The following is a 12,145-nucleotide window of genomic DNA, read 5'->3' as shown; positions in this document are numbered from 1 at the left end:
TTATTAATTTAACAGTTTAGATTTTGAATGACTTAGCATTGTTGTATTCTTCAGAGTCATCAATTTTCTCTAATTCATTCTCTGGTTTTATTTTGATAAGCATGATTTCTTCATTCACTGGATTTTGTTTTGGTTTATCAAAAAGTTTATCTACAGAATCATGTTTTATAAGCTGTTCCAGATCATCTTCAGGTGGTTTAAAATTATCATAAGGTAAATCATTTTTAATTTTTAAATATTGAGGGGTTTCGAGTAGGATCTCCAGGAGAGCATGGTTTACTGCTGGAATGGGCTTGGGAGGGGAATGATTTGGCGCCTCAGCTTTTTGTTTACTAGGTAATTGAAATTTCCCAAATGCTGCTTGAATACCCGATTCAACATCAAGACGATATAGCTTATTTAAATCACCAGGATTGTCTGCTAGTGAGGTAACGTTTTTCCATAATGAATCCAACGAATATAACTTTCCATCTTTGGTATCGCGAAATAGATTCCATGTGTGGACTCCTCTATTTGGGAAAGAATGCCGTTGATGGATCACTTGCCCTTGCAGAATACCATCTTCAACTAATCTACTCATCAAATAAGCATTTAATAAAGAATGGTGACGACATAATCCAATACCGGCTTGCATGAATGAATCTAATGAGATAAAAGGACTTCCTTTTTTTAGTTGTTCCGCTATAAATTCACTTAAACGAGCGTCTTGAGATATAGGAAACGCTTTTTGAGTTAATTTAGAAATTTCTTCTAAAATTTCCTTAGTCGTAGCGCCTTGTTTAATCGCTTGTCGTAATTCAGAATAGAGATCTTTTAACGCTTTAGAATCTGGAACAAGCATAAGAATTTCTCGACTGGAACTCGTTCCTGCGGAGAATACTCTTTGATTAAAATTACGCAGGTCCCTCGTAGCAACAGGATAGTCATTATTTTGATAGTTAATATGCGGCTGCCCATGAATAAACTTTATGCGCTCATTATGTTGAACAGCAAGTTTTGTTCTATTCATTTCTGAACGAACTACTGGAGGAGCGCCATCGACTTTAGGCTGCTCCGCTTTATTGAGCTTCCTCAAAAGATTCATCTCATCTTCACTTAACCCAGCCATTTTTTGGAAGGATGCTTCTAAATCGGGATATTTAAGTAAAAATAAACGTAATTGCTCAGGCTTGATATGCTGTTTTAAATTTTGCATAAATCGATTGGGTTCTTTAAGAAGTAATTCTGCAGCCTTTTTATCTGCCAGTGCTGATGCATAGATTGTTGGCATTACCTGAGATAATTGTTGGGGGGTTTTATATAGTGTTCTCTCTTTTAAGTAATTTTCTATAATTTCAAAGTGTGATGGCATAGCAAAAAACTCAAAAATTAATGCGTCATGAAAATTATAGCACAAAAAGACAAGTAGATTACCGTATTGGTCGTATTAAATTCAATTCTTGGATGCCACACAACTATTTGTAAGGCCGTAGATTTAAATATGAATTATTGTAAATAAAGCACACGTTGTACTGCAAGTTCCGCCACAAGATCCACCACAACTATACGCACAAGTATAATTACAATCTCCTTTCAGACACACTGCTCCTTTTGCTTTTTTAACGCGTGTAAAACCACGACGAGCACCGCCACCACGAGCATTATCACAGCTAACTCCATATGAACTAACATATTCCTGGTCAAGTATGCGAGAGAAGAACTCTTCTTCATTTGTAGTTTCAATGTGCGCACGACTTTTTCTATCTAAATAATCAAGAGAACTTAATACTTTTTCTGGATCAACTACCAGGGAATGGAAAAATTTAGGGTCTTTTTTTGCTCGTTCAATTAACTTGTTAATTGATCTAGGATTCATGATTATCTCCTTATCATTAAAAATAATCCATTTTATAAAGTGATTTGAATTTTTTGATTTTTTAATGGGCAAATATCACAATCTCTTAAATAATAGTGGATCGAGAGCATAATCACCAATGACCTAATCTTTTTTCCATTGGAGAGATTCCGACTGTTTTCGATCAATTAGATCTAATGGAAACTGAAGTTATTTTTTATCATATGGAGTAACCTATTGGGCATTACCAACATCTAAGTTACAATGAAATTTAAAAAACTCACGAAATGAAAATAATTCTAAAACGGATAATCTGTTTGTACTGCTGCTTTTTTTTAAATCTTTATGCAGCTACTTTTCCTCAAAAATCAATCAATTACTCCGTTGGACTGGGCAGCCCAATAACTACATCAACCGCCGATACCATGGCTAAAGGCGAAATAGGTATAAGTCTACGGACAGAATACTATCCCAATGCCCTCCTTTCTGATCAGGTGCTGCTGGAACATCCTTTAGCCGAAAACCAAAAGTCCGCATTGACTAATTACCTTTCTATATTTTATGGCTTTGGGAGCAATCTAACCATTGGCGGAAGCCTTCCTTATGTGTTTAACGCTTCCATCAGCGCTGCGAACTTTGATGAGGAAACACAGGTTGGCAGCGTGATTAATTTAGGAAATAACTATGGATTAGGCGATGCTAATTTCTTTTCGCTCTGGCGATTGGTTGAAGAAAACAAGCATCCCGTTTCACTGGGGTTGCTCTCGGGAATTAATGCTCCCACAGGTAAAACCACCGTAAGAGATAACAATGGCATTTTATTTTCCGCATCAGATCAGCCTGGAAGTGGTGCCTGGATCCCATTTGCAGGAATTATTATTTCCAAACAATTTAAAAGGTTTTCATTAAGTTCGAATTTAATTTATACCCAAAGTACCGAGGGAGCTCAGGAAACAACGCTAGGATCGGTATTTGACTATAATTTTGCAACCGTTTTAGAACTTTATCAAGATGAACAGACTAAATTGCACATCGATGGCATCATGGAGTTCAATGGTGAATATATTGCAAAAGATAATATCGCCGGTCTGACTGATCAGAACAGCGGGGGGCATAGTATTTTTTTATTACCCGGCTTAAGGGTCAACATGCACGTTATCTCCTGTTATCTTGGTGTGAACGTTCCACTACTACAAAGCTACTATGGCACACAAGTAAAAAGCAAATATGGTCTTACTGGGGGAATTGATATCAGTATCTAAAAACCTACTCTGGCCTTATTACGAAGAGCCGGCATCAGAATAGAATGGTGTAAGAAGAAACAATAAATTGATCCCATAAAAATCACCTCTCCTGAACTAATAGTGAAATATACCGCTATTTCAGATAGACAGAAATTGTTATGAACACCGTAATAAAGATTTTTAGTGCCTATCAAGCAACAAACTTATTATCTTATATATGATATGGGCAAATAAATCCAAAGGCCACCATTTGGATAATTCTAATTAACTTTTTTAGTTATTGTGTATCAGCGCCTTACTATGCTTCGACACTTATTTTTTTTTGCGAGTAAAATCACATAGCTATCTCTTGTTAATTTATGAGAGCCACAAGAAACATCCCTTCCCTGAGCAGATTTTATTCTATAGCCAAACAAATACTTACCATTTTTAGGACCTTTTCCCGTATAAGATTTTCCCGGTCCGCCTATTTTTTTACCATTCACCAGATATCCTATTCCTGCAGCATTTTGATCATTGGTAGTTACGGTAATGCGAATCGTCTGCTCAGCATATACGAAAGATGACCCTAAAAGGCATAATCCTATTATTATCATTATCTTTTTCATTTTTTTTCTCCTTGACCTTTATTTAAAATTAGCTGATAAACATTATTTATCTAGTATTATTAGATCAATGTTTCTAATTATAAGCACTAGGATTTACCCTTAGATCTTTTACACTCAAGGTCCACAAACAACCTTGTTCTGCTCTAATAGTGGACGTGAAATACCCCTGTAACTCGATTTACTTCATTTTTTGACTTCAGTTTTTTTTCTTCTATGATAATTAATTAAACAGTTTTTATAAGGAGATAGACATGGAAGATATGAACAGTCATTTATCATCCGCCATACCCCTAACTATGGAATTAAGTAAAAAAATGTTTCTCGATTTTGCTTATATTCATCCCCAAGAATTTGGTGAAATTCGTACCCCTTACGAGCTCATGGAAAAACAGATGAACGTATTGCTAAGAAATAACCTTAATTATATGAATTACATGAGCCAGCTATTTTCTGTCTGGTTTAACCTTCCGAATGAAACAGAAAGAACAATAAAAAGACTTACTGGGGAAGTAAGTAAAACAAAAAAACCTCATACCTTAGCAACTAAAAATAAAGGTTTATCTCATAAAAAACATGCAAAAACCTCGCATCAAAAAAGCCATGCAGTTCACTAGGAGGGATATGATCTGGTAGGAATCCATAAACGAATTTTAATAGGTAGACAAACACGTAGTGATTTTTTATTCTATAAATTTTAAGGAAAATAAAAAAATTAACTGAGAATACTTTTTGGAGAGTAAAATGGGATATATTATTGCATGGTTGCTAGGTGTTCCAGTCAGTATATTAGTATTAATTTGGTTAGTTTCTCACATTTAAATTAAGGATACACCTATGATTACGGACAATCAAAGATGTTACAAAACCACTATGACTCATCTTCATTGGCCAGCTATTATTGCTGGTGCATTTGTTGGGGTGGGACTTGGCTTTTTACTTAATATTTTTAGCATGGCAATTGGTTTAAGCGCCTATTCCTCAGGTTCTAATGGCGCTACTGCTGTAGCTATCGGCGGCGTTTTAGGTTTATTAATTGGAGTGATTGTTTCAATGGGCGCTGCAGGATTTGTTGCGGGTTATTTAGCTCGCTTCTATAATTGTTATTGTCATGCTGGGGTACTTTATGGGTTTATTACTTGGAGTTTGGCTTTAATCTTGAGCGCGCTGTTAATCATCCCAATGACTCATTATGTTTCGTTTCATGAAGAAAATTTGGCCCCTGCCCTTGCCTCTACCCAAATGTCTGCAGCAGATGTCAATGTATCACTAACCCCTCAACAAAATGCCCTTGCAGGTAAAATAATGAATGCCAACCCGAAACATTTAGCTTGGAGCGGTTGGATTCTTTTTATTTTATTCTTTCTTGGTGCTTTATCGAGCTGTATTAGTGCTTGCTATGGAATGTGTTGTAAAAAAGAAGAGAGGGAACAGGTTGCTCCCCCCTTATAAACCCATTGCAAATTATCAAATAACTGCCGTAATCTAAGAAAATTGGATTAGACAGTTATTTGATAGTAAAAAGCATGAGTTGAGCCTGAAATGAAAATATCCAATCGATTGAAAAAATTAACTAAAGAGGAAAAAGAAAAAGACCATACTCTTGGCAAAACATTAAATAAATTTCAAGAAAAAGATCATTTCTTTTTGATCATTTTATTAGCGATTCCTCCTGCAACTCCTTTAGCATTTATTCCAGGTTTTTCTTTAATATTTGGCATTTCTATAGCTTTAATAACGCTTCAACTTCTGGTTCGACACAATAAATTATGGCTTCCTCAAAAACTTAAAAATAAAAAAATACCCGATGATATTAATGAAGGAATAATAAAAGTAATTCCTTATGTGCAGTTCCTTGAAAAATACATTAAAAGAAGGTGGATATTTCTAAGCTCAAATCCAATAAAATATTTTTTTATTGCTTTTCTCTTCCTTTTAAGCATTTTTTTAATACTTCCCATTCCTTATGTACACCTTGTTTTTTCTTTTGCCATTATTGCAATTGCCACAGGATTAATTGAAAGAGATGGATTTCTTTTAATAAGCGCCCTTTTTTTTATAATTATTTATACGCTTATTTTATTTTTTATATTAAATTCTGCGATTCTTCTAGGTTATAAACTCTATAAGTTTTTGATTTAAAAGAGGTCAGTCTTTGGTGATTAAGTACCTGTGGAACGTGCTGCATCTACCTTATGAAATTGCCCCAAAATATTTACATCTTACCTCAGAATAAAGGAGATAAATGATTTTGAATAAAGGAAGAAACAGTGAAAAAACCTCAGGATTTGATGCTCTATATTCGGTAAGGCATGTCATTGCTTCTTTTTGCACCATACTTGGCTTTTTTATTATTAAGCATGTAACGCTGTTTTTATATATTAAGCCCTATCAACCGCTGGATACTTTAAAACTGGTGCAAATATTATGGAGTTCAACCAGTTTGTTTTTACAATTAATCGTCATATTTAATTTTTTTATTAAACCACTATTTATTTATTTCTTTGTGATTTTTTTATTTAATTACCTTAAGAATAAGAATCGTAACAATTGAACAAAGAAGTTATTTTCGGCCATGTTTCTAGCTACTTTTATCCGATATAAACATTTGAAAAAGCGTTTTCCAAGCCATAGGATTAGGAGTTGATTCATATGCAGATTTGATCTGTTGTGCCGTATCCTGAATAGACAGAGCAGTGTTATCTATTGAGAAATCATAAAGCATATCCTTGTGAGTCACCATGGCACTTGTACGATTCCATCCACCAGGCCGGCCATTACCCACAATATCATGAGATCCAGCACCCTGGCTACGTTGCAATTCACGACGCTCGCCTTCAGCATCTGAAACAAAAACGCCCACGAAAAAGACATGATAGGGGATAAATGCCTCTAATGCAGCGCGAAACCATTGCGGGGTCCAAAATAATTGATCTGACACCACATTAATTCCAGCCTCCAGATAGACCGCAATTGAGCGATAAGAAGTAACGATCACCCTATCTAATAATGGCCCGGTTGCTATCTCATAATATTCTAGACCTTCTTTCATGTATTTTTTCGCAGAAAAGTAATTAGGCTCAATTGTCATCATGTTATTTTGTTTTGGTGGTGTGGATTGAGAATAGACATCTAAGCCTAATAAAATAAATTGCTCCTCAAGCATATCTTGCAATACGCGACAGGTACTTGTTTTACCACAACTTGATGATCCATTCAGGATGATTAATTTGCCAGTAGTCATTACAGAAGTTTTTCATATGAATCCATTTGGTTAGTATAGTTTTCTTTTCAATTATTTTTCTTAATCTACCAAAGTATATTTCAATACAAGTAGATAAATAGTATAAGTTGCTCCATTTTCAGCACGGGAGGTCGTCGATAAAGGGAGCATGAATGTGTCATATTGGCCCAGGCTTTACCTTTTGCAATTTTTTAGCTTGGAGATTTGCGAAAGCTGACCGCCATACGGTTCCAACTATTAATGGTGATAATTGCCATAGTAAGATCAATGAGTTCCTTTTCACTGAAGCATGTTAGGACTTCATTATAAATATCATCAGGAGCATGTGTCTCTGATAATAAAGTCACGGCTTCAGTCCAAGCCAATGCTGCTCGTTCACGAGGAGTAAAAAAAGGAGTTTCTCTCCATACAACTACAGCATGGAGGCGACGATCTGATTCCCCTTCTTTTTTTGCATCAGTGGTATGCATGTCGACACAATAAGCACATCCATTAATTTGTGAAGCACGCAATTTAACCAGTTCAAGAAGAGGTTTTTCTAAGTCACTGCTATTCACATACTTTTCGAGACCCAATATCGCCTGAATCGCACCAGGAAATTTATTAAAATCAATTCGTGTATTCATTTTGATACTCCTTGCAATAAAAAACTCAATCCTTTTAGCTTGGGTTCGATTGCTGAATTTTAAGATTTTCCGTACATTTTTCCCGCACTGAAGTCAATCGCAACACATGGCTCATGCCCAATTACCCATGCATCATGCCCAGGCGGAATAACGGCCACATCGCCAGGACCCATTTCTTTTTGGGTGCCATTATCCATTGCTACAACGATTCGTCCAGAGATGATGTAATTAATATGGGGAGCTTCGCAGCTTTTCGTTCCAACAGTTGGTTTGATACATTCAGACCATTTCCATCCTGGCTGAAAAGTTACCCGCATGACGGTAACTTCTTCAAAATTTACAACTTCAATTTTTGTTTTGGGTAATTGACGAAGTTCATCAGGAGTACTTAAACTCTTTAATTCCATATTAGTCATTTATAACTCCCTTTAGAGTGCATTCGCTCTAATATTAGCACATATATTTCTCATTAATCGGTGAGTGAGCTCCTTTTCTCCAGCCTCAGACTAACCGCCAATAAGCTTTTAATTTTTGCTCGTGTGTAGATAAAAAATGTATTTACTCGCGAATTTAAAATTCAGAGCAGTAGAATGTATCGTTCCAGGCTTTATGCCTGAGAGGTATTCATGGGATATTGCATAGTTATCATGAAAGTCGGCTTTTATTGTGGATTTATTTTTCTCTTTTTGAATTGTTCGTCATCATCCTCTTTCTCTGATTTAGGACTTTCGTGTTTTTTAGATTTACTTGAAACATGTTCCTCTATCGGGCTTTTACTCTGAAAAAAACTCGCCCAGCTGGTGTAATTCCCGGTTTGTTGTTGTGATGATGATATTTTCATCCGCACGCTGGGTCCCCAGAATGATGACATATAACGACTATCGGACAGCATATCTAATTCATCTATGGTAAAAGGGGTGATTCCTCCTACTTCTCCATAACTTTCAGTCATTGTAGAAAAATATTCCATACAACGTTCATATATTCTTTCATTCGGAATATCAAGTTGTGAATAATTATCCAATCTTTCCCTTTTTGCCATTTTTTCCTTGGAACGTAAAACCATTTCATATGCCGCTTTATAATGACTGTCCAGTAAATACGTTTGAAGATTAGGTAATTCAAGCTCCTTACCAAAGCACAGCAATAGAGAATTTAAAACAAAAGGAGATCGACAACTAAAACTAAATTGCTTTGAATCCAATGGATCATTGGAAGAGCGTTCAGAATCCTCTATAGAATCTACCGCCATTTCCCAGAGACTTTGGAAGTTTTTTGTTTTTACAGAAACCAAAACACTTAATAATTGAACAAAGTCAAGTTTTTTTCCTGATTTAAGCTTTAAATCAATCTCACCTTTTTCTATAGCCTGTGCAAATGCTTCCAGCAGTAATCGATGTGAATAAGATCCATGTAAAAGAACACGATTAACTTGCTTGTTTTCATTAAAAAGTTGACCACTTGAGACTACCCGGTCAGCGATCATACTACTGACAAAACCAATAAATTTAACAATAAAACCATTTTTATTTACATCACGCAAATTCTCGCGTTTTAATAATAACGTATCCAGAATCCCTCCCTTTTTTAAAGGTTTATAGGTAGATGGCGGAGGACCTGGTATGTAGTTTCCTCTTCCTGCAATCAAAGAATCAGGAAGAATGTGTTCTTGTGAGGGTAAAATTTGACGTTCTTGCATTGATTTCCCCAACTCATCGTCTAAATCTTTAAGATGATGTGCGACTTTCAAGGGATCGTAAGCGAAACTTATGAGTTGATTCGAAATAGTTACTATCTCATCAGCAGACAAATCATTTAATAAAGTTTCTGGAATATTTAAATCCTCCACCTTGACCGTTGGAGGTGGAGTCTCCGATGCTTGAATCGTGATCTGTTCTTGTTCTACTTTGAAATTTGGTTCTTCCTCACATTTGTCAAAAAAATCTGAACTCTTATATGAGGCATCTGGAATCAATTTCTTCACTTGCCTCGTAACAGTGACACCATTTGAATCATTGCGCCCAAGCATTTTTACCTCTTTGCTGGTTACACTATGTTAAGTATAGGCGATAATTGTTCATGAAATAACCATTCTTGCCTTGGATCAGAAATGCTGTTATTTAGAGACTAAAGCCTTAATGTGAGAACTTAAAACGCCAGGATATTTTTTATGCCTTCAAAAAATGTAGACATTTTGATTATTGGAGCTGGAATGGGGGGATTAACTTGTGCAATAGCCTGCAAGCAAGCTGGCTTTTTAACAACAGTTTTGGAACGTAATTCGGAGCCTGGTGCTATAGGAGCAGGTATCTGGCTCCCTCCGAATGCATTACAAGTTTATGAGCAAATAGAAATACTCAAGGATCTTTTTCCTCTAGGTTATTGCATTAATCAGATTAATTTAATTTCTGCTTTTTCGGGTAAACTCAGAGAAACAAATTTAAATAATTATTTAGATAAATATAAATTTACACTACTGGCCCTGCATCGTGCTCGATTATTAAATTTCTTAGTCGAGAAAACAGGCTTTCAGTCAATACAATTTAATTCACATATTAAAAACCTAAAACACCACGATTCCAATGTGTCCGTCATTCTTGAAAACGGAGAAAAGATTACTGCAAAGATTCTTATTGGTGCTGATGGAATCCACTCAACCATAAGAAATTTAGTGTTCGGAAACACTCCGATAAGGTATTCAGGAACAAGTAGTTTTAGAGGAGTAATTAATTTATCTGGAATTACTAAGGGGAGGCATGAGGCGTATGAGATTTGGGCACCTGGCCATCGATTGGGATATTCATTGATTAGTGAGAAAGAAATGTATTGGTATCTCACTTTTGATGCAAAACAATCGTGTTTTATACCTAATGATGAGAGATATCAGATGTTATTAACTTTTGCTGAGAAGTATTTGACTTCCGAGGTTGAATTGTTCCAAAACATGCAGCCTGAGCAAATTATTCAAACCGATATATCTGAATTAAAACGAATAAAACAGTGGAATTATAATAGAATTTGTTTACTTGGAGATGCTGCTCATGCGATGACACCTAATTTAGGACAAGGAGCCGCACAAGCTATAGAAGATGCACTGACTTTAACATTATCTCTAAAAAAACATGGTTTAAATGAACATGCTTTATCTGCATATAATGCAACTCGCATTAAAAAAGTACGATATATAGTAACTAAATCATGGGAGATAGGGAAAATGTGTCATATACAATCAAAAATATTGCAAGCAATAAGGGATTACCTAATTCGAATGACGCCTCATTTTATCGAAGAAAGCGCTATGGATCGAATTTACGTATTAAATTCGAAGTTATGATTTTTCTTTTCTTCAAAGAATCTGCTGGAAACTTTATGATAAACTTTTCCTATATAGAACTAATTTAATATTTTATTTCACAATATTAGAGCGAAATGCACCAGAAAAGACTAAAAAAATCGCAGATAGGGTTCAAATAGAATATATATGCCGTATAACAAATTGGAATAAAATAACTCTTTTAAAAATGATCCTTGTTTCTTAAACGATACAGTTTCCCTAAACCTTGCAGCAAAACTTCATTGAATCAAGACTATACTTGTTATGAAATGTCAGAATTGACGAAAAATTATGAGAAAATTTCATTTAGTAACAGAAACGTCACCAACGCATGCTAATCTAGCACGGTTTTTGAAAGCTGGTGGATGGAAGCCAAGCAGATTTTCAGCGCTGGCGTCCGTCAATGAATCCTGGCTTCAGTTTCCATCTATGGTTAGCGAAACCTTGGAGTACAAACATCTGCTGGCAGCTTTTCTACAAGCAAATCAACTCGAATATTTGATGCCTGAGACCCTTTATATTGATGATCAGATTTGGCCTTCTGTATTAGCTAAAATTGATAGTTCACAATCTGCCAATAGCCCTTGGATATTAAAACCCTCCATGTTAAATAACGGTCAACATATTCATATATTTCATGATTTAAATGATGTTGAGGCACATTTTCTCTCACATCAGCGTATGGGAGGCCCCCAAGTTCTGCAGCGTTATATCGTTAAACCGTTACTCATTCAAGGGCCCGTATCCGGTCATAAATTTTCCATTCGACAATTATTAGTTGTATCTACCCATGCAGGATCAGCACTCTTTCCCAGCGGCTATTTAAATATTGCCCTAAAACCTTATCAAGAAGATAATTTCAGCCAGCTGGAAGCGCATCTTACTAATGAACATCTCAGTGATGAACGATTCAATGTCATTCAACGATTAAGTGATGAGATGGCAATCTTCCAACCCTATAAATCAAATATTATTTCTATCTGCCAGCTCGTAATAAAGACCTTGAAAAATCAATTTGCAACCATTTGGCAAGACAGTCAGCCTCGGATTGCCTGTTTTGGTATTGATTTTATGGTTGAGGCGAATGCTAAGCTTTGGTTACTGGAAGTGAATCATGGTCCCTGTTTTCCCATTGATGATTCACATCCTTTATTTAATGCTTTATATCGACCTTTTTGGGAGCAATTGATAAAACAGTTTATTGATAGAGAACCCTCCGATTTTATTGCATTGGATTAGAGCTACAAAAAGCAGGATA

At 35.6% G+C, this 12,145-nt stretch carries 14 protein-coding genes; 7 read left to right on the top strand and 7 right to left on the bottom strand.

All coding sequences use genetic code 11. The features are described 5' to 3' along the window. Positions 1 to 16: 16 nt before the first annotated feature. Both FOLKNPGA_RS06435 and FOLKNPGA_RS06430 read right to left on the bottom strand, forming a co-directional pair. Positions 17 to 1,351: a hypothetical protein gene (locus tag FOLKNPGA_RS06435; protein WP_182352216.1), complete on the bottom strand. Its 1,335-nt coding sequence runs from the start codon at positions 1,349 to 1,351 to the stop codon at positions 17 to 19. Between the two features lie 123 nt (positions 1,352 to 1,474). Next, positions 1,475 to 1,855 carry a hypothetical protein gene (locus FOLKNPGA_RS06430; RefSeq protein WP_182352215.1) on the bottom strand — a complete coding sequence of 127 codons (381 nt, stop codon included), beginning with the start codon at positions 1,853 to 1,855 and terminating at the stop codon, positions 1,475 to 1,477. A gap of 266 nt (positions 1,856 to 2,121) precedes the next feature. On the opposite strand from FOLKNPGA_RS06430, the gene FOLKNPGA_RS06425 reads away from it, so the two are divergent. Beyond that, positions 2,122 to 3,096: a hypothetical protein gene (locus FOLKNPGA_RS06425; RefSeq protein ID WP_182352214.1), complete on the top strand. Its 975-nt coding sequence runs from the start codon at positions 2,122 to 2,124 to the stop codon at positions 3,094 to 3,096. 269 nt (positions 3,097 to 3,365) lie between these two features. On the opposite strand, the gene FOLKNPGA_RS06420 is transcribed toward FOLKNPGA_RS06425, so the two are convergent. Continuing rightward, positions 3,366 to 3,686 carry a hypothetical protein gene (locus FOLKNPGA_RS06420; protein WP_182352213.1) on the bottom strand — a complete coding sequence of 107 codons (321 nt, stop codon included), beginning with the start codon at positions 3,684 to 3,686 and terminating at the stop codon, positions 3,366 to 3,368. Positions 3,687 to 3,937: 251 nt separating this feature from the next. Between FOLKNPGA_RS06420 and FOLKNPGA_RS06415 the strand changes: the two genes are divergently transcribed. The 4 genes from FOLKNPGA_RS06415 to FOLKNPGA_RS06400 all read left to right on the top strand — a co-directional run bounded on the left by FOLKNPGA_RS06415 (position 3,938) and on the right by FOLKNPGA_RS06400 (position 6,237). Further along, positions 3,938 to 4,300, top strand: a complete 363-nt coding sequence (locus FOLKNPGA_RS06415) for a hypothetical protein (protein WP_182352212.1) — start codon at positions 3,938 to 3,940, stop codon at positions 4,298 to 4,300. Between the two features lie 220 nt (positions 4,301 to 4,520). Further along, entirely contained in the window at positions 4,521 to 5,135 is a 615-nt protein-coding gene (locus FOLKNPGA_RS06410; RefSeq protein ID WP_182352211.1) for a hypothetical protein, read from the top strand. A gap of 90 nt (positions 5,136 to 5,225) precedes the next feature. After that, positions 5,226 to 5,825 carry an exopolysaccharide biosynthesis protein gene (locus tag FOLKNPGA_RS06405; RefSeq protein ID WP_182352210.1) on the top strand — a complete coding sequence of 200 codons (600 nt, stop codon included), beginning with the start codon at positions 5,226 to 5,228 and terminating at the stop codon, positions 5,823 to 5,825. Between the two features lie 103 nt (positions 5,826 to 5,928). Then, positions 5,929 to 6,237: a hypothetical protein gene (locus tag FOLKNPGA_RS06400; RefSeq protein WP_182352209.1), complete on the top strand. Its 309-nt coding sequence runs from the start codon at positions 5,929 to 5,931 to the stop codon at positions 6,235 to 6,237. Positions 6,238 to 6,264: 27 nt separating this feature from the next. Here FOLKNPGA_RS06400 and FOLKNPGA_RS06395 read toward each other — a convergent pair whose 3' ends face one another. From FOLKNPGA_RS06395 to FOLKNPGA_RS06380, 4 genes are all read right to left on the bottom strand, one after another. After that, positions 6,265 to 6,927 (bottom strand): hypothetical protein, encoded by a 663-nt coding sequence (locus tag FOLKNPGA_RS06395; protein WP_182352208.1) that lies wholly within the window; start codon positions 6,925 to 6,927, stop codon positions 6,265 to 6,267. A 191-nt stretch (positions 6,928 to 7,118) separates the two neighbouring features. Further along, complete coding sequence (locus FOLKNPGA_RS06390; protein WP_182352207.1) at positions 7,119 to 7,553, bottom strand: carboxymuconolactone decarboxylase family protein; 435 nt, start codon at positions 7,551 to 7,553, stop codon at positions 7,119 to 7,121. 59 nt (positions 7,554 to 7,612) lie between these two features. Continuing rightward, on the bottom strand, positions 7,613 to 7,969 hold the full coding sequence (locus FOLKNPGA_RS06385; RefSeq protein ID WP_182352206.1) for a cupin domain-containing protein: 357 nt from the start codon (positions 7,967 to 7,969) through the stop codon (positions 7,613 to 7,615). A gap of 245 nt (positions 7,970 to 8,214) precedes the next feature. After that, positions 8,215 to 9,582, bottom strand: a complete 1,368-nt coding sequence (locus FOLKNPGA_RS06380) for a hypothetical protein (protein ID WP_182352205.1) — start codon at positions 9,580 to 9,582, stop codon at positions 8,215 to 8,217. A gap of 141 nt (positions 9,583 to 9,723) precedes the next feature. Between FOLKNPGA_RS06380 and FOLKNPGA_RS06375 the strand changes: the two genes are divergently transcribed. Then, positions 9,724 to 10,887, top strand: coding sequence for an FAD-dependent monooxygenase (locus tag FOLKNPGA_RS06375; RefSeq protein ID WP_182352204.1), 1,164 nt, complete (start codon positions 9,724 to 9,726; stop codon positions 10,885 to 10,887). Between the two features lie 291 nt (positions 10,888 to 11,178). Further along, positions 11,179 to 12,126, top strand: coding sequence for a tubulin-tyrosine ligase (locus FOLKNPGA_RS06370; protein WP_182352203.1), 948 nt, complete (start codon positions 11,179 to 11,181; stop codon positions 12,124 to 12,126). The last annotated feature ends 19 nt before the right edge of the window (positions 12,127 to 12,145 follow it).

This window comes from Legionella sp. PC1000, from assembly GCF_014109805.1.
GTDB lineage: Bacteria > Pseudomonadota > Gammaproteobacteria > Legionellales > Legionellaceae > Legionella > Legionella resiliens.
Note: the sequence above shows the minus strand (reverse complement) of the source record. Positions and strands in the feature narration are given on the sequence as shown.